This window comes from Streptomyces sp. NPDC006335, from assembly GCF_040612795.1.
GTDB lineage: Bacteria > Actinomycetota > Actinomycetes > Streptomycetales > Streptomycetaceae > Streptomyces.
Window position 1 is genome coordinate 344,816 of record NZ_JBEXQX010000005.1, and the last position, 23,327, is coordinate 368,142.

A 23,327-nucleotide genomic window follows, 5' to 3' on the forward strand; every position below is an offset into this window, starting at 1 on the left:
GACGTTGGGGATCCGGCTCGCCTTCGCTGATGCTGAGGCGCCCGAGAAACAGTGAACGACCGCGGCGCGCGTCGCCGTAGAGGAGAGTCCCCCGTGAATGTCACGACCCCGGCGATCCGGTCGGCCGACCGGCGGGCGGCCACGCTCGTCATGGCCTGCCTCGGCGTCTTCGTCGCCTATCTGCCGGTCACCACGGTCGCCGTGAGTCTGCCCGCCATCCAGTCGGCGCTGGGCGCGACGACCGCCCAACTGGCGTGGGTCCAGGACGCGTTCGTCCTGCCCATGGCCGCGTTCATCCTGACCGCCGGTGTCGTCGGGGACGTCCACGGGCGCAAGAAGGTGTTCCAGGCCGGGCTGCTGTCCTCCGCGGCCGGTGGCGTCGTCGCGCTCACCGCGCAGTCGGTGCAGGTGCTGTGGATCGGGCAGGCACTCGCCGGACTCGGCGCGGCCACGCTGCTGCCCACCACGCTGGCGCTGATCAGCCACGCGGTGCCCGATCCCCGGGAGCGCGGCAAGTTCATCGGCCTGTGGGCCACCTCGCTCATGGCGGCGCTGGCCGTCGGACCGCTCGTCGCCGGGGTGATCCTCGACCACTTCGCCTGGCGCTGGATCTACCTCCTGGCGATCCCCGTCTCGCTGCTCGCCGCCCTCTTCGCGGCACGGCTGCTGACCGACTCGCGCGCGCCCTACGGGCGGCGGCTGGACTGGCCCGGCCAGATCACCGCGACGGTGGCGGTCACCGCGCTGGTCTACGGCGTCATCGAGGGCGGGGCGGACTCCTTCACCGCTCCCAAGGTGCTGACGGCGCTCGCGGTGGCCGTCGTCGGCGGTGCCGGCTTCGTGTTCGCCGAGCGGCGCAGCGACAGTCCGATGCTCGACCTCGCGCTGTTCCGCAGCCCCGCCTTCACCGCGACCACCCTCGTCGCGATGATCACCTTCCTCGGCCTGATCGGCTTCTTCTTCCTGCTCAGCCTCTACTTCGGGATGGTGCAGCAGCTCGACACCCTGCAAGCCGGCTGGCGGATGCTGGTGATCACCGCCTGCGCCATCCTGGTCGGCGGGCCCGTGGGACGCCTCATGCACCGGGTCTCCGCGCGCGTGCTGATCACGGGCGGTCTGCTGGTCGTCTCCGCCTCGCTGTTCTCGTTGGTCGGTGTCGGCGCGGACACCTCCTTCCTGGGCCTGGCCTGGCGGCTGGCGCCGCTGGGGCTGGGACTGGGGGCCGTCATGACCCCGATGACCGCGACGGCCGTGGCCTCCGTACCGCACCACCTGGCCGGGATGGCCGCAGCGGGCAACAACGCGTTCCGCCAGCTCGGCGGTGCGCTCGGCCCGGCCGTCCTGGGCGCGCTGCTGACCACCAGGGCGCTGGACAGCTTCCCCGGACACCTCGCCGACGCCGGGCTGAGCGGGGCGGCGCGGGAGCGGATCGTCACGGCGGCGGACCAAGGGGGCCTGAGCGCGGTCGCCGGGCTCGACCTCGGAGCGGACACCGGGCGAGCCATGGGCGCCCTGGCGGATGCCTTCCTGGACGGGCTTCGGCTCTGCCTGACGGTCGCGGGTTCACTCACCCTGCTGGCCGCGGTGGTGGCCCTCGTCCTGCTGCGCCGCGGCGCGGGGGCGGGTCACACGCAGATCGCCGCGTCGAGCCGGGCAGCGGGAACGGCGGCGTCCGCCGGGGTGGTCGTGGCCGTGTCGGGAAGCGACGGGGGTGAGGGGCGGGGGAGCGCCGACTGACCCTTGCGGCGCCGCTCAGGCGGGTCCTGGGCGGCCGCCGACGGACCAGGGGACGCGGCCCCTGCCGGTAGCCGCACCCCGTTCCAGCGCGGCAGGGGCGATGCGAGGCTGGTAGTTGACCATGTCACCGCCTGGGTACCCGCAGGCCATGAGCACCCCCTTCCCGCCCCACGCACTGCACGACTACGCGCTGTTGGCCGACGGTGAGCGCGGGGCGCTCATCGGGCCCGACGGCGCCATCGCGTGGCTGTGCGCGCCCACCTGGCACGACGAGGCGGTCTTCGCCGGTCTGGTCGGCGGGCGGGGCGTGTACGCCGTCACCCCCGCGGGGCGGTACGTCTTCGGCGGCTACTACGAAGAGGGCACGCTCATCTGGCGCAGCCGCTGGGTCACCGACGACGGGATCGTCGAGTGCCGCGAGGCGCTGGCCTTCCCCGGCGAGGCGGACCGGCTCGTCCTGCTGCGGCAGCTCCGCGCGGTGGACGGCCCCGCCCGCGTCCGTGTCGTCCTCGACCCGCACAGCGGGTACGGCGCGACACCGATCGACGCGGGCTCGGTCCGCCGTGGCGAGGACGGGGTGTGGGAGCTGCGCACCGGCCGGCACCGACTGCGCTGGCAGGGCGCGCCGCACGCCGTCCCGGGGGAGCGGGGGCTGACCGCGGAGATCGAGCTGAAGCCCGGCGAGCGGCACGACCTGGTCCTGGAGTGCGCCGTGTCCCCCCTGCCGGCCGAGCCACCGAAGCCGGAACGGGCCTGGGCGGCCACCGAAGCAGCCTGGCACGACACGGTCCCCGCGCTCGACAACACCGTCGCCCCCCGCGACGCACGCCGGGCGTACGCCGTCCTGCGCGGTCTCACCACACCGGGCGGGGGAATGGTCGCGGCGGCCACGACCAGCCTCCCCGAGCGCGCCGAGGAGGGCCGGAACTACGACTACCGGTACGTGTGGATCCGCGACCAGAGCTACGCCGGCCAGGCCGCCGCCGCCGTAGGCGCCCACGAGCTCCTCGACTCGGCCGTCGGCTTCGTCACCGCGCGCCTGCACGCGGACGGTTCCCGCCTGGTACCGGCCTACACCGTGCACGGCGACCCCGTGCCCGCCCAGCGCGGCCTCGACCTGCCCGGCTACCCCGGCGGCTTCGACCGCGTCGGCAACCAGGTCCGCGAGCAGTTCCAGCTCGACTGCTTCGGCGAGGCCCTCCTGCTGCTCGCGGCCGGCGAACGCCACGGGCGCCTGGACGAGGGCCACTGGAAGGCCGTGGAGATCGCCGTGCGGGCCATCTCCGACCGGTGGCGCCAACCCGACGCGGGCATCTGGGAGTTGAACGACCGGACGTGGACCCACAGCAGGCTCATCTGTGTCGCGGGCCTACGGGCCGTAGCGGCGGCGGCGCCCCGCCATCCGCTCGCCGACACCTGCACCGCCCTGGCCGACACCCTCCTCGACGCCGCCGAGCGGACCTGTCTCCGCCCCGACGGCTATTGGCAGCGCACCCCCGACGACCCGTCCGTGGACGCCGCCCTGCTGCTGCCCGGCGTACGCGGGGCCCTGCCCGCCACCGATCCGCGCACCCGGGCCACCCTCGCCGCGTGCCGCCGGGAACTGGCCGACGACCACTTCCTGTACCGCTTCCGACACGACGACCGCCCCCTGGAGGAGGCCGAAGGCGCCTTCCTGCTGTGCGGGTTCGTCATGGCGCTCGCCGAACACCAGCAGGGCCGGACCGTCGAGGCGTACCGCTGGTTCGAACGCAACCGAGGCGCCTGCGGGGCCTCGGGGCTGTACGCCGAGGAGTTCGACATCGCCCAGCGTCAGTTGCGCGGCAACCTCCCGCAGGCGTTCGTCCACGCACTGCTGCTGGAGGCGGCCGCCCGGCTCGGTGAGTGAGCGGGCGTCCGCCTCCAGCAGTTCCAGGGCTGTTCGGGACGGTTACCGCGGGGCCTGCGCGCCATGGTCCGCGCCATGAGGGCGGACGTCAGCCGCCTCCCGGCCCGCCGCTGCCGAACGAGCCGCTGCTGCCCTCGTTCCACCGGGGCCGGTCCTGTCCCGACCCCGTCCGGGTGGGGCTGTTTCCGTGGTTGGGCAGATCGTGCGGGGTCAGGCGCGTGTCGCTCCGGGGCACCTCGTCGGGCTCCCGGTGCTCCCTGACCTCACGGACCGGCCCGCCCTCGGGCAGCCTCGGCTGCTCCTCGGGAGTGGGCGGACGCGACTCGCGGCGCCTGACACGGGAGCCCAGGAAGAAGGCGCCGATCAGTACCGCCACGACCACCACACCCGCCGCGATCACTCCGGCGGCGAGGCCGCCCCGGCCCGCGGCCAGGTCCATCCATTCGCTGTTCAGGGCTTGGTTCATGCCACGCGAGTACCCCCGGACCCCCGAGCGAACCAACCACCACCGAGTGCCCGAAACCGCCGGGAACTCCGGGTTTGACGGCCCGGACCGCGGCTACCCGCCCCCTGTGACGACTTCGACTTCTCAACAGGAGCTCTTCCGGTTCCTGGAGGACCGCTTCGCGTGTGCCCAGGCGTGCACCGAGTGCGCGCGTGCCTGTGCGCTGCGTGCGAGCCTGGTCGATCCGGACGGGACCGAGGAACAGGAACTACTGCGGCGCAAGGGCATCATGTGCGCCGAGGTGTGCGACGCGACCTGCCGGGTGCTGTCCGAGGAGAACCATCTCGACGAGGCCGGCATCCGCGTCCAACTGGAATGGTGCAGGTCGGTGTGTCTGGAGTGCGCGCAGGTCCTCGACCGGCACGCCGGTTGCGAGGACGCCGCCAAGGCGTGCCGCGAGTGCGCCCAGGCATGCACGGACTTCATGGCGACCCTGGTCTGACTCCGCCCCTCCGGCATCGGAGAGACCCCTCCTGAGCGTTCCCTATTTCTGGAACACGTTCTACGGTGTGCGCCGTCAGGACCGGTCCCGGGGAGCCTGGAGGCGCCGTGCATCTCGACCACACACCCGAGCAGCGGCGGCTGCGCACCGAACTGCGCACCTACTTCGCCGACCTGGTCCCGGACAACGCGCACGCCCGGTTCACCGACCGGGACGCCCAGAAACGCTTCTACCGCGACACCATCCGCCGCCTCGGCACCGACGGCTGGCTCGGCGTCGGCTGGCCGAAGGAGTACGGCGGCCGCGGCCTGACCGCGATGGAACAGTTCATCTTCTTCGACGAGGCCGCCCAGGCCGGTGTCCCGCTGCCGCTGATGGCCCTCAACACGGTAGGGCCGACGATCATGCGCTACGGCACCGAGGAGCAGAAGTCCTGGTTCCTGCCGCGCATCCTCTCCGGCGAGATCGACTTCGCGATCGGCTACAGCGAGCCCGGCGCGGGCACCGACCTGGCCTCCCTGAAGACCCGCGCGGTACGGGACGGGGACGAGTACGTCGTCAACGGCCACAAGATCTGGACCACCAACGGCGACACCGCCGACTGGGTCTGGCTCGCCGTGCGCACCGACCCGGACGCCCCGCCCCACAAGGGCATCACCATGCTCCTGATGCCGACCACCGACCCCGGCTACTCGTGCACCGTCATCAACACCCTCGCCTCGCACGACACCACGGCCAGCTACTACGAGAACGTCCGCGTCCCCGTCTCCCACCGGGTCGGCGAGGAGAACCAGGGCTGGCGGCTGATCACCAACCAGCTCAACCACGAGCGCGTCACCCTGGCCGCCCACGGCACCATGGCGATCCGCGCCCTGCAGAACGTCCAGCGCTGGGCCATGGAGACCAAACTGGCCGACGGCCGCCGCGTGATCGACCTGCCCTGGGTGCGCCAACGCCTCGCCCGGACCCACACCCGGCTCGACGCCCTCAAACTCCTCAACTGGCGGATGGTGAACGCCGTGGAGGACGGCACCCTCACCCCGCAGGACGCCTCCGCGGTCAAGGTCTACGGCTCCGAGGCCCGCCGGGACGCCTACGCGTGGCTCATGGAGATCGTCGCGGCGGCCGGCGCGCTCAAGGAGGGCTCGGCGGGCGAGGTCCTCCACGGCGAACTCGAACGCGGCTACCGCTCCGCGGTCATCTTCACCTTCGGCGGCGGCAACAACGAGATCCAGCGGGAGATCATCTCGTGGATCGGTCTGGGTATGCCGCGGGTACGGCGTTAGCCTTCCGGCATGACGGGTGATCCGGGGTTGTTCGGTCCATCGTCCGTGACCTGGCAGATGCACGGCGACCCGATGATGTGGGTCGCCGGCATCCGCGCGCTCTACCTCCAGGCCCTGCACCCGCGTGCGGTCCGCGGTGTCATGCAGAACTCCGACTTCCGGCGCGACGCCTGGGGCCGGCTGATGCGCACCGCCAACTTCGTCGGCACCACGACCTACGGCACCACCGAGGCCGCCGAGAAGGCCGGCGCCCGGGTCCGGAAGATCCACAGCATGCTCGGGGCGACCGATCCCGGCACCGGCGAACGCTACGGCGTCGACGAACCGGAGCTCCTGCTGTGGGTGCACTGCGCCGAGATCGACTCCTACCTCCAGGTCGCCCGCCGCTCCGGCTTCCGCCTCACCGACGAGCAGGCGGACCGCTACATATCCGAACACCGGGCCAGTGCCCGCCTGGTGGGCCTGGACCCCGACGCCGTACCGGCGAACCAGGCGGAGATGACCGCCTACTTCGAGAAGGTGCTCCCCGAACTCGCCGCCACGCCCGAGGCCCGCGCGGTGGACGACTTCCTGCTCCGCCCGCCGACGCACCCCCTCCTCGTCCCGGCGCGTGAGGTGCTGTGGCGGCGCGTGGCGCGGTTGGCGTACGCCGCCCTGCCGCCGTACGCCCACGAGCTGTACGGCAGGAGAGCCCCCGAACCCACCACCGTCGACCGCCAGTTGCGTGTCACCGGCACCCTGCTGCGCTGCGTTCCCGCACGTCTGCGCTGGCAACTCCCGCCCAAACACATCCTGCGCGCCATGGCACGGCTCGGTCCGGGCAGCCGTCCCGCCCCGTACAAACTCGGACGATAGGTCGCCATACTGGACGAGCCAGGGGAGGGCGGGACGAACTTTACGGGGGCGGTCGCGGAAGATGGGGGACAGCAGGCTCATCCAGGGGCGGTACCGACTGCTCGATCTGATCGGGCGCGGGGGCATGGGCGAGGTGTGGCGGGCCCGTGACGAGTCGCTGGGGCGCCATGTCGCCGTGAAGTGCCTCAAGCCGCTGGGCGGGCACCACGACCTGACCTTCACCAGGGTCCTGCGGGAGCGGTTCCGGCGCGAGGCCCGGGTGGCCGCCGCGCTCAGCCACCGCGGGGTGACCGTCGTGCACGACTTCGGTGAGTACGACGGGGTCCTCTACCTGGTGATGGAACTCCTGGAGGGCCGCAACCTCAGCCAGCTCCTGGAGGACAACAAACAGCACCCCCTGCCCGTGTCCGACGTCATCGACATCGCCGACCAGGTCGCCGCCGCCCTCGCCTACACCCACCAGCAGGGCATCGTGCACCGCGATCTGAAGCCCGCGAACATCGTCCGGCTCACCGACGGCACCGTGAAGATCTGCGACTTCGGCATCGCCCGGCTCGGCCACGACGTCGACTTCACCTCCCGGCTGACCGGCACCGGCATCGCGATGGGCACCCCGCACTACATGTCACCGGAGCAGATAGGGGGCTCCGAGGTCGACCAGCGCAGCGACCTGTACTCCCTGGGGTGCGTGCTGTACGAGATCGCCACCGGGGCACCGCCGTTCGACCTGGAGGACGCCTGGGCGATCCTCGTCGGCCACCGCGACACCCCGCCCCGGCCGCCGCGCAGCCACCGCGCCGAACTCCCCGAGTACCTCGACAAGGTCATCCTCGACCTGCTCGCCAAACAGCCCGAACAACGTCCGCACGACGCCCGCGAGCTGGGCCGCCGCATCACCCTGGGCCGCACCACACCGGCGTACGTGCCCACCGTGGTGACCCCGCGGCCCGACTTCCGGCCGCCTCAGCCGGATCTCGCCCACGAGACCCGGCTGCCGTCCTGGACCCGCGGCATGACCACCGGCCACAAGGCCACCGGCGCCGGCCTCGTCATCACACCCCCCGACGCCGGGGCCGGTCTCACCGGCGAGTGGATCGCCCGCCCCGCCGGCGGCCGCGTAGAGGAACCCGTGCCGGACGAGCCGCCCGTGCCCTCCGTGCAGGCCCTGACGGCACTCGCCGGCCGGCACAACGCGGGGCTCAGCCTCGGGCGCCTGGGCCGCTGGGCCGAGGCAGGCGAGGTGCACCGCGCGGTCGCCGCCGAACGCGAGCACCTGCTCGGCCCCGACCACCCCGACACCCTCGCCAGCCACTACGAGGTCGCCTTCACCCTCAGCCGCACCGGCCGCGCCGCCGACGCCCTGCGCGAGTACAAGCACGTGGCCGCGACCAGGACCCGCACCCTGGGTCCCGACCACCCCGACACCCTCGCCGCCCGCCAGGAGATGGCCTACGTCCTCGGCCAGTTGGGCCGCCACTTCGACGCCCACCAGGTCTACAACTCGGTGCTCGCCGCCCGCGAGCGCGAGATGGGCCCGGACCACCCCGACACCCTGCGCTGCCGCCACAACCTCGCCTTCAACCTTTCCCGGCTCGGCCGCCTGGAGGACTCCTACCGCATGGCCTGCGAGGTGGCCGCCGCCCGCGCCCGGGTGCTGGGCCCCCAGCACCCCGACACCCTCGTCACCCGCTACGAAGTCGCTTACGCACTGGGCCAGTTGGGCCGCTGGACGGAAGCCCTGCAGACGTACCACGAGGTCGCCGAGGCCCGTGCCCAGGCCCTCGGACCCGATCACCCCGACACGCTCGCCGCCCGCTACGAGGTCGGCATCAGCCTCGGCCGACTCGGCCGCAGCGCGGACGCGCTCCGGCTCTACCGCGACCTGATCGAGGACCGCACCCGCGTCCACGGCCCCGCCCACCCCGAGACCCTGCGCGCCCGCCACGGCCTCGGCGTCAACCTCGGCCGCCTCGGCCGCTGGGAGGAAGCCCTCGCCGAGTCCCGGGACGTGTGCGCGATCCGCGCGCGCGTCCTCGGCCCCGACCACCCGGACACCCTGGTCAGCCGCCGCGAGGTGGCCGTGGGGCTCGGCTGGCTGGGCCGCTGGACGGACGCCCTCACCGAGTACCGCACCGTGGCCGCCGCTCGCGAACGCGTCCTCGGCGCCGACCACCCCGACACCCTCGCCAGCCGCAACGACGAGGCCCACTGCCTGGAGCAGCTGGGCCGGGGTGCGGAGGCGGTCGCGCTCTACCGCAGGGTCGCGGCGCTGCGGCAGCAGGGGGCATCCGGAGCGGGGTGACCCGGGAGCGGCGGTGTGGGTCGACTGCCGCCCACCTCTGGCCGACCTAGATCATCACGTGTTACGAAGAACCATGCCTGCACACGAGGGACACAGCCGCCGCTACGACGCCGTCATCGTCGGCGGGGGCCACAACGGACTGGTCGCCGCCGCCTATCTGGCCCGGGCCGGACGGTCCGTGCTCGTCCTGGAGCGGCTCGGGAACACCGGGGGAGCCGCGGTGTCCACGCGGCCGTTCGCGGGGGTGGACGCCCGGCTGTCGCGCTACTCGTACCTGGTCAGCCTGCTGCCCAGGAAGATCGTCCGCGATCTCGGCCTGGACTTCCGCGTCCGGACCCGCAACGTCTCCTCGTACACCCCCGTCGAGCGCGACGGCAGGCCCACCGGACTGCTCGTCGGCGGCGGGGAGCGCCGCACCCGGGAGGCCTTCGCCCGGCTCACCGGCGGCGAGCAGGAGTACCGGGCCTGGCAGCGGTTCTACGACATGACGGGCCGCGTCGCGCAGCGGGTCTTCCCCACTCTCACCGAGCCCCTGCCCACCCGGGACGAACTGCGCGTGCGGGTGGACGACGAGGAGGCGTGGCGGGTCCTGTTCGAGGAGCCGATCGGCGTGGCCGTGGAGGACCGTTTCGCCGACGACCTGGTCCGGGGCGTGGTCCTGACCGACGCGCTCATCGGCACCTTCGCCGACGCCCACGATCCCTCCCTCAAGCAGAACCGCTGCTTCCTCTACCACGTGATCGGCGGCGGGACCGGCGCCTGGGACGTGCCCGTCGGCGGCATGGGCGCCCTCACCGACGCCCTGGCGACCGCGGCACGGCAGGCCGGCGCGGTCCTCGCCACCGGACACGAGGTCGTGGGGATCTCCACGGACGGAAGCTCGGCGGAGATCACGTACCGCACCGCCGAGGGAGAGGGCACCGTCGCGGCCCGGCACGTCCTGGTCAACGCCTCGCCGCAGGAGCTCGCCGCCCTCACCGGCGACCGGCCGCCCGCCCCCGCCGAGGGCGCCCAGCTCAAGGTCAACATGCTGCTCAAGCGCCTGCCGCGGCTGCGCGACAGCGACGTCGACCCGCGCGAGGCGTTCTCCGGCACCTTCCACATCGCCGAGGGCTACCGGGAGCTGGCCACCGCCCACGCCCAGGCAGCCGCAGGACGTCTCCCCGACGCCCCGCCCTCGGAGATCTACTGCCACTCGCTGACCGACCCGACGATCCTCGGCCCGGACCTCGTCGAGCAGGGCTACCAGACCCTCACCCTGTTCGGCCTGCACGCCCCGGCCCGGCTCTTCGACCGGGACAACGACGCCGTGCGCGAGGAACTCCTCAAGTCGACCCTCGCCCAGCTCGACGCCCACCTCGCCGAGCCGCTGGCCGACTGCCTGGCGACGGACGCGGACGGCCGGCCCTGCATCGAGGCGAAGACCCCGCTCGACCTGGAACGGGACCTGCGGCTGCCCGGCGGCAACATCTTCCACCGCGAACTGTCCTGGCCCTACGCCGAGGAGGGCACCGGGCGCTGGGGCGTGGAGACCCGGCACGCGAACGTCCTGCTGTGCGGGGCGGGTGCGGTGCGCGGCGGCGGGGTGAGCGGGGTGCCGGGGCACAACGCGGCGATGGCGGTGCTGGAGGAACTCGGGGACTGACCTTCCCCGGGCCCGTCAGGCCCGGCTTCCGCCGTCGACCCTGAGCACCACCCCGGTGACGTACGAGGCCCGGTCGCTCAGCAGCCAGGCCGCGGCCTCGGCGATCTCGGCCGGGTCGGCGCCACGGCCCAGCGGGGTCTGCGCGACGAGGTGCTCGACGATGCCCGGGGAGCTCGTCTCCCACTCGTCGATCATCTCCGTCAGCGTGGTGCCGGGGGCGACGGCGTTGACCCGGATGCCCTCGGGGCCGTACGTGGCGGCGGCCGACGCGGTCAGGCTGTTGACCGCCCGCTTGGCGGCGCCGTACACGGGCAGCCAGGGGTTGGCCATCAGGCTGCCGACACTGGAGTTGTTGACGATCGCGCCGGTCCCGGCGGTGGCGCGGATCGCGGCGATCTCGGCGTTCATCGCCAGCCAGGGGCCCTTGAGGTTGACGGCGAGGACATGGTCGAAGTCGGCTTCGGGGAGTTGGTCCATCGGGCCGGGCTGCTGGATCGTGGCCCCGTTGTTGAAGGCGACGTCGAGCCGGCCGTACAGCTCGACGGCCCGGTCCACGGCGGCCTGGACGCTCGCCGGGTCGGCCAGGTCGCAACGGACGTACTCGGCGGTGCCGCCCGCCGCGCGGATCTCCTCGGTCACCGCCTTGAGCTGGGCCTCCGTTCGGGCCGCGAGGACGACCCGGGCACCTTCGCGGGCGAACAGCCGGGCGGCCGCCGCGCCGATACCGCGTCCGGCACCCGTGACGAAGGCGACCTTGTCGGCGAGCAGGGCATTGGTGGTCGTGGTGTTGTTCATGCCGACGAGCCTGCCGACGAGGCCGCGGCTCATCCAGGCACCGGCAGTACCTGGCTGGGCGCCGACCCGTCCGCGCACACTGGGAACGTGGACCGACGAGAACTGGCCGACTTCCTGCGCAGCCGGCGCGAGCGCATCACCCCCTCGGAGGTGGGGTTGCCCGCCGGAGCGCGCCGCCGCACCCCGGGACTGCGCCGCGAGGAGGTGGCGCACCTGGCGTACATCTCCACCGAGTACTACACCCGGCTGGAGCAGGCGCGCGCACCCCGTCCCTCCCTGGAGGTCCTGGCGCAGGTGGCCCGCGCCCTGCGCCTGTCGGACGCCGAACGCGACCACCTCCACCATCTCGCCGGCACCCCGCCGGGCCCGCCGCCCGGCCCCTCCCGTGAGGTGCGCCAGAGCATCGTCGACCTGCTGCACCGGCTGCCGCAGGCCGCCGCGATCGTCATCTCGGCCACCTACGAGGTCATCGCCTGGAACGACCTGGCCGCGGCCCTCATGGAGGACTTCTCCGCCTTGCCCCGACGCGACCGCAACCTCGTCCGGCGCGCGTTCCTCGGCCCGCACCCCGAGGGACGGCGACTGTACGGGGTGTCGGACGGGGAGGAGTTCGCGGTCTCCGCGGTGCAGCAGCTCCGCGCCGCTTCCGCCCGCTATCCCGGCGACGCCGAGCTGACCGGCCTGGTGGCGGAACTCCTGGACGGGAGCGAGGAGTTCGCCCGGCTGTGGGCCGCCCACGACGTCACGGCCCGTCCCACGCTGTGCAAGACCTTCGACCACCCCGTGGTCGGCCCGGTCGCCGTCAACTGCGACGTCCTGGACATCGCCGACCGCGACCAACGGGTCGTGATCTACACGGCCGCTCCCGGCTCCCGGTCCGAGGAGGCGCTCCGGCTGCTGTCGGTCGTGGGCACCCAGCGACTGGACGTCCCCGGCTGAGCCGCCGAACGGGCGGGGTTCGCAGGGTGTTCGCCCGGACCTGAATCTGACGGAGCATCAGAAAACCTCTTCCGTCGTCCGGAGGTCTGCGGCATCCTGCGCCCATGCAGACGGAGCTGAGCAAGACACTGGGAGTCGAGCACGCCGTCTTCGGCTTCACGCCGTTCCCCGCCGTCGCCGCGGCCATCAGCCGGGCCGGTGGTTTCGGAGTGCTCGGCGCGGTCCGCTACACGGCCCCCGACGAACTCAAACGCGACCTCGACTGGATCGAGGCCCACGTCGACGGCAAGCCGTACGGCCTGGACGTCGTCATGCCCGCCAAGAAGGTCGAGGGGGTGACCGAGGCGGACGTCGAGGCGATGATCCCCGAGGGGCACCGCCAGTTCGTCAAGGACACCCTCGCCAAGTACGGCGTGCCCGAACTCGCGGAGGGCGAGGCGTCCGGGTGGCGCATCACGGGCTGGATGGAGCAGGTCGCCCGCAACCAGCTCGACGTCGCCTTCGACTACCCGATCCGGCTGCTCGCCAACGCCCTGGGCTCCCCGCCCGCCGACGTGGTGGCCCGGGCGCACGAACGAAACGTCCTGGTCGCCGCCCTCGCGGGCAGCGCCCGGCACGCGGTCAAGCACCAGGAGGCCGGCATCGACATCGTGGTCGCGCAGGGCTACGAGGCCGGCGGCCACACCGGGGACATCGCCTCCATGGTCCTCACGCCCGAGGTCGTCGACGCCGTGGACCCGCTGCCGGTGCTGGCGGCCGGCGGCATCGGCAGCGGCCGGCAGGTGGCGGCCGCACTGGCACTCGGCGCCCAAGGTGTGTGGCTAGGCTCCATATGGCTGACCACCACAGAGGCCGAACTGCCCTCGCCCAAGCTGATCGAGAAGCTGCTCGCGGCCGGCTCCGGCGACACCGTCCGCTCCCGCGCGCTGACCGGGAAGCCCGCACGCCAGCTCCGTACCGAGTGGACCGACGCCTGGGACTCCGCCGACGGGCCCGGCACCCTGCCCATGCCCCTCCAGGGCCTGCTGGTCGCCGACGCCGTCTCGCGCATCCAGAAGTACGAGGTGGAGCCCCTCCTGGGCACGCCCGTCGGCCAGATCGTCGGCCGGATGACCAGCGAACGCAGCGTCCAGGCCGTCTTCGACGACCTCACCCGCGGCTTCGAGGAAGCCCTCGATCGCGTCAACCGCATCGCCGGAAGGAGCGGCCAGTGACGAGCACACCTCCCGCGGGCTTCTGGGTCCAGGCAGCCCAGGACCCCTCCCGCACGGTCCTCATCGCCCCCGACGGCTCGCCCTGGACCGCGGGCCGTCTCCACGCCGCCGCCAACCAGCTCGTGCACGGCCTGCGCGCCGCCGGCCTCGAACGCGGGGACGCCTTCGCCGTCGTCCTGCCCAACAGCGCGGAGTTCTTCACCGCGCACCTCGCCGCCAGCCAGGCCGGCTTCTACCTGGTCCCGATCAACCACCACTTCGTCGCCCCCGAGATCGCCTGGATCGTCGCCGACTCCGGAGCCAAGGTGCTCCTCGCGCACGAACGCTTCGCCGACGCGGCCCGGCAGGCGGCCGAGGAAGCGGGCCTCCCGGCGAGCCACCGGTACGCCGTCGGCGAGGTCGACGGCTTCCGGCCGTACGCCGAACTCCTCGACGGGCAACCGGAGTCGCCGCCCGCGGACCGCGAGCTCGGCTGGGTCATGAACTACACCTCGGGCACGACGGGCCGCCCGCGGGGCATCCGCCGCCCGCTGCCCGGCAAGCTGCCCGAGGAGGCGTACCTCGGCGGCTTCCTCGGCATCTTCGGCATCCGGCCCTTCGACGACAACGTCCACCTCGTCTGCTCGCCGCTCTACCACACGGCCGTCCTCCAGTTCGCCGCCGCGTCCCTGCACATCGGGCACCGGCTGGTGCTGATGGACAAGTGGACGCCCGAGGAGATGCTGCGGCTGATCGACGCGCACCGGTGCACCCACACCCACATGGTCCCGACCCAGTTCCACCGCCTGCTGGCCCTGCCCGAGGACGTGCGGGCGCGCTACGACGTCTCGTCCATGCGGCACGCCATCCACGGCGCCGCCCCCTGCCCCGACCATGTGAAGCGGGCGATGCTCGACTGGTGGGGCCCCTGTGTGGAGGAGTACTACGCGGCCAGCGAGGGCGGCGGAGCCTTCGCCACCGCCGAGGACTGGTTGAAGAAGCCCGGCACGGTCGGCAAGGCCTGGCCCATCAGCGAGCTCGCGATCTTCGACGACGACGGCAACCGGCTGCCGCCAGGCGAACTCGGCACCGTGTACCTGAAGATGAACACCGGCGGCTTCGCCTACCACAAGGACGAGGCCAAGACGCGGAAGAACCGCATCGGCGACTTCTTCACCGTCGGCGACCTCGGACTCCTCGACGAGGACGGCTACCTCTTCCTCCGCGACCGCAAGATCGACATGATCATCTCCGGCGGGGTGAACATCTACCCCGCCGAGATCGAGTCCGTGCTGCTGCAACACCCCGCCGTCGCCGACGCGGCCGCCTTCGGCATTCCGCACGACGACTGGGGCGAGGAGGTCAAGGCCGTGGTGGAACCGGCCCCGGGCCACACACCCGGGCCGGACCTGGCTACCGACATCCTCGCCCACTGCGCCGAACGGCTCGCGGGCTACAAGCGCCCGAAGAGCGTCGACTTCATCACCGAGATGCCCCGCGATCCCAACGGCAAGCTGTACAAGCGCCGCCTGCGGGACCCGTACTGGAAGGGGCGCTCGCGACCGGTGTGAGCCTCGGAAACCTCAGGAACGGACCCGGACGACCCGCAACGCGGGCGACGACATGATGTCCTTCTCGCAGAACCGTGACGTCACCCACCTCTCCGCCGAGAACAGCCGCGTCTGGTCGCTGAAGTGCGGTGAGTTCGGGTTCGAGGACTGGGAGTACGTCAGCAGGGTCCGGGCCACCGGGCAGCGGCCGCCGTCCCAGCCCACCGCCTGGACGTAGCTGGACCCGGTCGTCACCTCCGTGTATCCGCCGCCGGCCGGGTTCCACACCGGCTCGACCTTGTTCCACACGCCCAGCGACTCGGTGCCGCCCGGAACGGGGACGCGCTGTCCCTTCCGCACGACGAACTGGTGCTCTCCGAGCGGGGAGTTCAGCGCGATGCCCGCCGCCCGCAGCTCGGTGACGGTGTCCGCGAGGGCCGCCGTGAAGGCCGGCGCGCCGGTGTCGAGCGTGTTCGGGGTGCCCACCGAGTCGGCCGCCGAGAACGGCACCTTCCACAACTGGGCCACGGGCAGCTTCCGCCACAGCCGGTCGAAGAGCAGCGCGCCCCGGCTGCCGGTGTTCGCGGTGCGGTCCCAGGCCGCGAGCACCCCACAGGCCTCGCGGACGTCGACGGCCTTGCCGTCGCTGCCCGTCGCCGTGCCGCCGGGCAGGGCCGCACACGCCTTCGCCGCGTCGGCCGCCACCAGGTCACCGGCGGGCACCCGGTTGGCGAACTGCTGCGCCTGAAGGTCCCGTACGGTCAGCTTCCCCCGCGCCGCCATCGCGGACACGTCCTGGACGGCGCCCCGCGTCCGCATCGAGCGCTGGGTGCCCACGGTGCCGAAGACCCGCTCGTAACCCGTCAGCGGCCGCTCGGCGTTGGCCAGCCAGGCGCTGTCGTTGGAGTTCTCCGCGTACGGCGCGTCCTGGAGCACCGGCATCTTCGCGGGCCCGAAGATGCCGGGCTGTACGGCGTCCGGATCGCTGCCCAGGGCGCAGTCGCCGCGCGAGCCGTCGAGGACCGCGACCCCGGAGGCGGGGTAGGTGACCTTCCCCAGGGGGGTGGAGCAGCGCTGCGCCAGTTCGTCGGTGATCCGGGGGAGCACCTGAGACTGGGTGAACAGCGTGTGCCCCCGTGAGTCGGCGGCGACCGTGTTGACCCACGGCAGCCCCTGGGTTCGCTTCAGCGCGCCCAGCACATCGGCCGTGCTGCGGGCCTTGCTGAAGCCGAGGGCCGTGTCGGAGGCGCGCAGGTTGGTGGCGTTCGGGTCGTTGAGCGCGTACGCCGTCGTGGTCGTCCAGGGCAGCGGCAGCGCGGCCCCGAGCGAGGTGACGACGGGGCCGTACCGCGTCCACCACTGGGTCCTCGTCGCCGGTGCGCCGCCCTGGACGGCGACGGTCACCCGGCGCTCGGTCATCCGCTCGCGCTTGCCGTCCACCAGGTAGGTGGTCGGGTCGGCCGGGTCCAGGGTGAGCTGGTGCAGGTTGAGGGTGATGCCGGTGGCCACCGTGTGGCTCCACGCCACCTGGGCGTTGTGGCCGATGGAGATCGTCGCCGAGCCGAGCAACGAGCCGCCCGCGATGTTCAGTTCACCGGGGATGGTCTGCTGCGACTGCCAGAAGCGACGGCCGCCCTGCCAGGGGTAGTGCGGGTTGCCGAGCAGGAGTCCGCGGCCGTTCGCCGTCGTGGCCCCGCTGAAGGCGACGGCGTTGGAGCCCATGTCGGCGGAGTCGGCGGCGAACAGTTCCCGGGCCGCGCGGGCGGTGTCGCGGGCGTCCGGCGCGTCGGCCGTCCAAGTGGTGGACGCGGGCGGCTGCGCGGCGGTGATGCCGTCCACGGCCCGGCCCTGACCGCCCAGCACGGCCAGGGCGAAGTTGCGCGCGGCCACGTCCTGGACCGACACGGGACGCACCCACTCGGCGCCCCGGCACGCCGGGTCGGTGATCCGGTTCTTCTTCAGCCAGGCGTTGTAGCCCGCGGTGAAGCCCCGCATCAGGTCCTTCACGTCACGGCTCGGACCGCGCGGCGCGGGCGTGGCCATCAGCTTCTCCACCGTCCCCGCCTCCCGCACCCCGCGGAAGTACAGGTCGCTGGAGAGGTTCTTCGTGGCCGAGGAGAGCGCGGAGTCGGAGGCCGCGTCGGCCCCGAAGAACCGCGAACGCTCACCGCGGACGGTCACGAACCCGTCGGCGAGCGTGCACACCTGGTCGGCGGCCTGCGCCCACCCGGTGCCGAATCCGAGGTCCGCGTAGTTCCGCGCGAGGATGTGCGGGATGCCGTACTCGGTGTAGCGGATGGTGGCGGACAGACCGCCGTGGGACGGGCGTTCCTATCTCTGCTGGTCCTGCGCGGCTGCGGCCGGCAGCGTGCCGACGGCGGCGAACAGGACCACGGCCGCGACGACGGCGCGTCTGGGGCGGGTGCGCATCGTGCCTCCCAACGTCATTGAGGGAAGGAGCGGTTGAGCGTACCAACCGGTAGGTTGTCCCGTATGACGCCTGGACACGGCAGTACGGTTGACGGGGTGCTGCGGCGCAGCGCCCGGCGCACCCCGGCGCGCGTCGCGGTGGAGTACGGCGAGCGAGCGTGGACGTACGAGGAACTCGACGACGCGGTCTCCCGCGCGGCGCGCCTGCTCCTCGACCAGGGCCTCGACCCGGGGGACCGGATCGGCGCCTACGGCCACAACTCGGACGCGTACCTGATCGCCTTCCTCGCCTGCGCCCGGGCGGGGCTGGTCCATGTGCCGGTCAACCAGAACCTCACCGGCGACGACCTGGCGTACATCGTCGGCCAGTCGGGCAGCACCCTCGTCCTCACCGACCCCGACCTCGCGGGGCGACTACCCGACGGCGTCCGTACGTTGCCGCTGCGGGACTCCGACGACTCCCTGCTGGCACGCCTGGAGGCGACACCGCCGTACGAGGGGCCCGAACCGCGCAGCGAGGACCTCGTCCAACTGCTGTACACCTCGGGGACGACGGCCCTGCCGAAGGGCGCGATGATGACCCACCGCGCCCTGGTGCACGAATACCTGAGCGCGATCACCGCCTGCGACCTGAGCGCGGGCGACCGCCCGGTGCACTCGCTGCCGCTCTACCACTCCGCGCAGATGCACGTCTTCCTGCTGCCCTACCTCGCGGTCGGCGCCACGAACATCATCCTCGACGCGCCGGACGGCGACCGGCTCTTCGACCTGATCGAACAGGGCCGCGCGGACAGCCTGTTCGCGCCGCCCACGGTGTGGATCGGACTGGCCAACCGGCCCGACTTCGCCACCCGCGATCTCAGCGGACTGCGCAAGGCGTACTACGGCGCCTCGATCATGCCCGTGCCCGTCCTGGAACGACTGCGCGAACGACTGCCGAAGCTCGCCTTCTACAACTGCTTCGGGCAGAGCGAGATCGGCCCGCTGGCCACCGTCCTCGCGCCCGACGAGCACAAGGGGCGGATGGACTCCTGCGGCCGTACCGTCCTGTTCGTGGACGCGCGGGTCGTGGACGAGGACGGCAAGGACGTGCCGGACGGTGCACCCGGCGAGATCGTCTACAGGTCGCCGCAGCTGTGCGAGGGCTACTGGGACAAGCCCGAGGAGACCGAAGCGGCCTTCCGGGACGGCTGGTTCCGCTCCGGCGACCTCGCGGTGCGGGACGCGCACGGCTTCTTCACGATCGTCGACCGGGTGAAGGACGTCATCAACTCCGGCGGCGTGCTGGTCGCTTCACGCCAGGTCGAGGACACGTTGTACACGCATGAGGGCGTCGCCGAGGTCGCCGTGATCGGCCTGCCCGACGAGCGGTGGATCGAGGCGGTCACCGCGGTCGTGGTCCCGCGCGGCGAGGTCACCGAGGCCGAACTCCTCGACCACGCCCGGGAGAAGCTCGCCCACTTCAAGGCGCCCAAGCGGGTGGTGTTCGTGGACGAGCTGCCCCGCAACGCCAGCGGCAAGATCCTCAAGCGGGAGCTGCGGGACCGGTTCTCCTCGTGAGGGGCTAGCGGGGACGCAGGTCGACGATCCGGCGGATCTTGCCCACGGACCGCTCCAGGGACTCCGGTTCGACGATCTCGACGCCGACCGACACCCCGATGCCGTCCTTGACGGCCGCCGCGATGGCCCGCGCGGCGGTGTCGCGGGCCTCGGGCGTGGCGCCGGGCCGGGCCTCCGCGCGCACGGTGAGGGCGTCCAGGCGGCCCTCGCGGGTGAGCCGGAGCTGGAAGTGGGGCGCGACACCCGGGGTGCGCAGGACGATCTCCTCGATCTGCGTGGGGAAGAGGTTCACCCCGCGCAGGATCACCATGTCGTCGCTGCGGCCGGTGACCTTCTCCATCCGCCGGAACACCCGGGCCGTACCCGGCAGCAGCCGCGTCAGATCCCGGGTGCGGTAGCGGATGACGGGCATCGCCTCCTTGGTGAGCGAGGTGAACACCAGCTCACCCTTCTCACCGTCCGGCAGGACCTCCCCGGTGATCGGGTCGACGATCTCCGGGAAGAAGTGGTCCTCCCACACATGGAGCCCGTCCTTGGTCTCCACGCACTCCTGTGCGACGCCCGGGCCGATCACCTCCGACAGCCCGTATATGTCCACGGCGTCGATCGCGAACCGCTCCTCGATCTCCCGGCGCATCTCCTCGGTCCAGGGCTCGGCACCGAAGACACCCACCCGCAGGGAAGTGCCGCGCGGATCCACGCCCTGCCGCTCGAACTCGTCGAGAAGCGTGAGCATGTACGACGGGGTCACCATGATGATCCCGGGCTCCAGATCCTGGATGAGCTGGACCTGGCGGGCCGTCATGCCGCCGGACGCGGGGACGACCGTACAGCCGAGCCGTTCGGCGCCGTAGTGCGCGCCGAGTCCGCCCGTGAACAGCCCGTACCCGTACGCCACATGGACGACGTCCCCGGGCCGGGCGCCCGCCGCCCGGAGGGAACGGGCCACCAGGTCGGCCCACAGGGAGAGGTCGTTCTCGGTGTAGCCCACGATCGTGGGGCGTCCGGTGGTGCCGCTGGAGGCATGGATGCGGCGCACATGGTCCCGGGGCACGGCGAACATCCCGTACGGATAGTTCTCGCGCAGGTCGGCCTTGGTGGTGAACGGGAACCTGGCCAGGTCGCCCAGGCCCCGGCAGTCGTCCGGCCGGACACCCGCCTTGTCGAAGGACTCCCGATAGAACGGCACATGCTCGTACGCGTGCCGCAGCGACGCCCGCAACCGCTCGAGCTGCAACGCCCGCAACGCCCCGGCATCCAGCCGTTCCCCCGAGTCCAGCAGCTCCGCCGCATCCGCCATCGGAAGGTCCCTTTCGCCCACCACGTCACCACGGGCGACCGATCATTCGGTCGAGGTGCTGGGGATCAGTAATCCAGGCGAGCGGGACGGAGGCAAGGGGCCCGCGCGGGTCAGGGAGAAGTCACCGGACACGTACGACTTCACTGGGCAGCCGGCCCTCTGCCCTGGGCAGAGCAGGGCCGCTGATGATCAGATCTCCGGATATGTTCGCGGCATGGACTTCGTCAAGGTGAACGGCGTCAGCCTCGCGTACCGGTCCTGGGGGCCCGAGGACGCGCCGCCCGTGCTGCTGTTGCACTGCCGTGGTGCGGACGGGTCGGACTGGACCGGGATCGCGCAGCGGCTTGCCGTGGGGGCGCGCCCGCGACGCGTGTACGCGCCCGATCTGCGGGGCCACGGCCTGAGCGACTGGCCGGGAACGTATGCGTACGAGGCCATGCGCGACGACATCCTCGGCTTCCTGCACGCGCTCGGTGTCGACCGGACCGACGTGGTGGGCCATTCGCTCGGCGGGGCTGTCGCCTACCTCCTCGCACAGCACGCGCCCGGTGCCGTACGGCGGCTGGTCCTGGAGGACGTCCCCGCGCCGATGCCCCTCGACCCGCCGCGACCGCCCGCCCCCGCCCCGGACACCGCCCCGCCCTTCGACTGGGCCATGCTGCTGGCCACCGACGCCCAGCGCAACGCTCCGGACCCGGTGTGGTGGGACCACATGGAGCGGATCACCATGCCCACGCTGGTCATCGGGGGCGGTACCACCAGTGCGATCCCCCAGGAGCAGGTCGCCCTGTTGGCCTCAGTGCTCCCCGACGCCCACATGGTGACCGTCGGCGGCGGTCATCTGGTGCACGAGGCCAGGCCGGAGGAGTTCCTGGCAGTCATCGTGCCCTTCCTGGACGCGCCGCCGGACGTCACTTCGCGAACGCCGTCATGAAGCGGTCGCGGAACTTGTCCATGCCCCACTCGGGCGCGTCGTCGGCGGGCTTGAGGCCGTCCGTCCAGTTCCAGTCGTCGACCCGGTCCAGGATCTTCGGGTCCTTGGCGACGATGGTGACCGGCACGTCCGTGCTGGTGGAACCCTTGGTGACCGTAGGGACGGGCTGGTGGTCGCCGAGGAAGACGAGGACCGTGTTCTCGTCGCCGTAGCGCTGCATCCACTGGGTCAGGCTGTCCACGGAGTACTGGATGGCCTTGCGGTACTCGGTGCGCACCCGCTCCTGGCTCTTCCAGACCTCGGTCGGGTTCGTGCCCTCCTTCTTGATCTGCTCGAAGACCGAACCGTCACCGAGGTCGTCCCAGTCGATGGTGTGGGCGATCGGCGACCACGGGTTGTGGCTGGAGGCCAGGATGATCTCCGCCATGATCGGGTCGCGGTTCTTCTTGCCGTGCTCCAGCTTCTGGAAGGCCTCCAGGCTGAACTGGTCCGGCACGGGTGTCCAACTGAAGTAGGGGCCCTTGTAGCCGAGGTGCGTGGAGTCGTAGATGTGGTCGAGCCCGAAGTACTTGCCCTCGGGCCACGACTTCCGCACACCCGGCACGATGCCGACCGTGCGCCAGTCACCGGTCTTCTGGAAGTAGCTGGTGAGGGTGGCGCGGTCACTGGAGGTGAGGTTCAGGTAGCGCTGCTGGTTCTTGACCCACAGTCCGGACAGGAACGTCGAGTGGGCCATCCAGCTCCCGGCGCCCGTCACCGGGGACCGCAGCCAGCCGCTGCGCGACGCGAAGCCGGCCGCCTTGAGCGTCGCGTCGCCCTTCTTGAGGGTCGCGTCCATCTCCGGTGCCATCGCCGGGTCGTCGATTGCCACCCGGCCGTAGCTCTCGATGAAGGTGAACAGGACGTCCTTGCCGCGCAGTCCGGTCAGGAGCTGGTCGGGAGGGGTGGCGGCGAAGGCGTCGACGGCGGACTGCTTCTCGAACACCTTGGCGTCGCCCAGTCCGTTGCGTACGTGCTGCACACGGTTGGCGAGGAACTCGGTGTTGCCCTTGGTGGCGAACGAGACACCGCCGAACTGCACGCCCACCGTGAAACAGGTGACCCACACCGTGCCGAGGACGAGGGTGGTTCCGACGGCCCTGGGACGGTGCCGGGACATCACGTCCGCCAGCCGCACCACCGCCCACGTGCTCAGCGCGAGCAGGGCGAGGAACAGGACGATCACCCCGGTCACCGCGAGCACCTCGCCGGTGCGGCCGAAGGACTCGCGGAGCCAGTCCGTCGCGTTGCCCAGCATGATCCAGTCGAAGACCAGGTCGAACGGCCGGGCCAGGGTCTGGTAGAAGCCCATGTCGAGGAACTTCAGGACGGTGAACAGTCCGAGGAACACCCCGAAGAAGACCGCCGCGATCCGACGTGCCTTCGGTGGCAGCACGAGGAGGACGGCCGCGATGACGATCGCCTCGACCGGGAGCCGGAAGAACGACCGGAGGTTCATGTGGTCGAGCCGGTTGGGGAAGAGCAGCACGAGCAGCACCAGAAGCCCGGCCAGCACACTCGTCCCCACGGACACACCACGCGCAGTACGGGGGTAGCGGCGGCGCCAGCCGAACCAGCCGGGGCGCGGGGAGTCGTTCCGCGCCGTAGCCGTCCCGTCACCGGCCTCCGATGACACCGCCTTCTCGGCGGCCCCGGTGGCCTCAGCTTCCTCTACGGCCTCCTCCGCCCCGTCGTCCCCCGTGGCACCCCCACCATCCGCATCCGCGTCGCCCCCAGTGGTGTCCGGCAGTTGGCGCGAGCGAGTGAAGAGTGACACCCGGTGGTCCTTCCGTGCGGTGGTGCTGTGACGTGCGGTCGTGCTGTGACGTCCGAATCGTGCTGTGACGTCCGGCCGTGCTGTGACGTGCGGTCCTGCCTCGACGGCATGACGAACGGGGCCCGCTCACCGAGCCTGCCACCACCAGTA

Annotated in this window: 16 protein-coding genes and 1 pseudogene; 12 read left to right on the forward strand and 5 right to left on the reverse strand. The window is 72.0% G+C overall.

Going from position 1 to position 23,327, the window contains the following annotated elements; genetic code table 11:
• The first annotated feature begins 150 nt into the window (after nt 1-150).
• A complete protein-coding gene (locus ABZ098_RS17775; protein WP_356592345.1) occupies nt 151-1,737 on the forward strand; it encodes an MFS transporter in 1,587 nt (528 codons plus the stop codon).
• 148 nt (nt 1,738-1,885) lie between these two features.
• Nucleotides 1,886-3,625, forward strand: a complete 1,740-nt coding sequence (locus ABZ098_RS17780) for a glycoside hydrolase family 15 protein (RefSeq protein WP_356592019.1) — start codon at nt 1,886-1,888, stop codon at nt 3,623-3,625.
• Nucleotides 3,626-3,713: 88 nt separating this feature from the next.
• Here the strand turns inward: ABZ098_RS17780 and ABZ098_RS17785 are convergent, their stop codons facing one another.
• Complete coding sequence (locus tag ABZ098_RS17785) at nt 3,714-4,091, reverse strand: DUF6479 family protein (protein WP_356592021.1); 378 nt, start codon at nt 4,089-4,091, stop codon at nt 3,714-3,716.
• 106 nt (nt 4,092-4,197) lie between these two features.
• Between ABZ098_RS17785 and ABZ098_RS17790 the strand changes: the two genes are divergently transcribed.
• The 5 genes from ABZ098_RS17790 to ABZ098_RS17810 all read left to right on the forward strand — a co-directional run bounded on the left by ABZ098_RS17790 (nt 4,198) and on the right by ABZ098_RS17810 (nt 10,660).
• Nucleotides 4,198-4,572 (forward strand): ferredoxin, encoded by a 375-nt coding sequence (locus tag ABZ098_RS17790; protein WP_356592023.1) that lies wholly within the window; start codon nt 4,198-4,200, stop codon nt 4,570-4,572.
• A 107-nt stretch (nt 4,573-4,679) separates the two neighbouring features.
• On the forward strand, nt 4,680-5,858 hold the full coding sequence (locus ABZ098_RS17795) for an acyl-CoA dehydrogenase family protein (protein ID WP_356592024.1): 1,179 nt from the start codon (nt 4,680-4,682) through the stop codon (nt 5,856-5,858).
• A 9-nt stretch (nt 5,859-5,867) separates the two neighbouring features.
• Nucleotides 5,868-6,713 carry an oxygenase MpaB family protein gene (locus ABZ098_RS17800; RefSeq protein WP_356592026.1) on the forward strand — a complete coding sequence of 282 codons (846 nt, stop codon included), beginning with the start codon at nt 5,868-5,870 and terminating at the stop codon, nt 6,711-6,713.
• A 61-nt stretch (nt 6,714-6,774) separates the two neighbouring features.
• Nucleotides 6,775-9,015, forward strand: a complete 2,241-nt coding sequence (locus ABZ098_RS17805) for a serine/threonine-protein kinase (RefSeq protein WP_356592028.1) — start codon at nt 6,775-6,777, stop codon at nt 9,013-9,015.
• A gap of 73 nt (nt 9,016-9,088) precedes the next feature.
• Nucleotides 9,089-10,660, forward strand: a complete 1,572-nt coding sequence (locus ABZ098_RS17810) for an NAD(P)/FAD-dependent oxidoreductase (RefSeq protein WP_356592030.1) — start codon at nt 9,089-9,091, stop codon at nt 10,658-10,660.
• A gap of 15 nt (nt 10,661-10,675) precedes the next feature.
• On the opposite strand, the gene ABZ098_RS17815 is transcribed toward ABZ098_RS17810, so the two are convergent.
• Nucleotides 10,676-11,455: a glucose 1-dehydrogenase gene (locus ABZ098_RS17815; protein ID WP_356592032.1), complete on the reverse strand. Its 780-nt coding sequence runs from the start codon at nt 11,453-11,455 to the stop codon at nt 10,676-10,678.
• Nucleotides 11,456-11,542: 87 nt separating this feature from the next.
• Here ABZ098_RS17815 and ABZ098_RS17820 point away from each other — a divergent pair, with 87 nt between their 5' ends.
• The 3 genes from ABZ098_RS17820 (at nt 11,543) to ABZ098_RS17830 (ending at nt 15,158) form a co-directional block, all read left to right on the forward strand.
• Nucleotides 11,543-12,394, forward strand: coding sequence for a helix-turn-helix transcriptional regulator (locus tag ABZ098_RS17820; protein WP_356592034.1), 852 nt, complete (start codon nt 11,543-11,545; stop codon nt 12,392-12,394).
• A 104-nt stretch (nt 12,395-12,498) separates the two neighbouring features.
• On the forward strand, nt 12,499-13,608 hold the full coding sequence (locus tag ABZ098_RS17825; RefSeq protein ID WP_356592036.1) for a nitronate monooxygenase: 1,110 nt from the start codon (nt 12,499-12,501) through the stop codon (nt 13,606-13,608).
• Entirely contained in the window at nt 13,605-15,158 is a 1,554-nt protein-coding gene (locus tag ABZ098_RS17830; protein WP_356592038.1) for an acyl-CoA synthetase, read from the forward strand. The genes ABZ098_RS17825 and ABZ098_RS17830 overlap by 4 nt, the downstream gene beginning before the upstream one ends.
• Before the next feature lie 12 nt (nt 15,159-15,170).
• Here ABZ098_RS17830 and ABZ098_RS17835 read toward each other — a convergent pair.
• Nucleotides 15,171-17,567: pseudogene (locus ABZ098_RS17835) on the reverse strand (penicillin acylase family protein).
• A 63-nt stretch (nt 17,568-17,630) separates the two neighbouring features.
• Between ABZ098_RS17835 and ABZ098_RS17840 the strand changes: the two are divergent.
• Nucleotides 17,631-19,127: an acyl-CoA synthetase gene (locus tag ABZ098_RS17840; protein ID WP_356592040.1), complete on the forward strand. Its 1,497-nt coding sequence runs from the start codon at nt 17,631-17,633 to the stop codon at nt 19,125-19,127.
• A gap of 4 nt (nt 19,128-19,131) precedes the next feature.
• Here the strand turns inward: ABZ098_RS17840 and paaK are convergent, their stop codons facing one another.
• On the reverse strand, nt 19,132-20,427 hold the full coding sequence (gene paaK / locus ABZ098_RS17845) for a phenylacetate--CoA ligase PaaK (protein ID WP_356592042.1): 1,296 nt from the start codon (nt 20,425-20,427) through the stop codon (nt 19,132-19,134).
• Between the two features lie 214 nt (nt 20,428-20,641).
• Between paaK and ABZ098_RS17850 the strand changes: the two genes are divergently transcribed.
• On the forward strand, nt 20,642-21,361 hold the full coding sequence (locus tag ABZ098_RS17850) for an alpha/beta hydrolase (protein WP_356592044.1): 720 nt from the start codon (nt 20,642-20,644) through the stop codon (nt 21,359-21,361).
• Here the strand turns inward: ABZ098_RS17850 and ABZ098_RS17855 are convergent.
• Nucleotides 21,339-23,177, reverse strand: a complete 1,839-nt coding sequence (locus tag ABZ098_RS17855; protein WP_356592046.1) for a sulfatase — start codon at nt 23,175-23,177, stop codon at nt 21,339-21,341. The genes ABZ098_RS17850 and ABZ098_RS17855 overlap by 23 nt on opposite strands.
• Nucleotides 23,178-23,327: the final 150 nt, after the last annotated feature.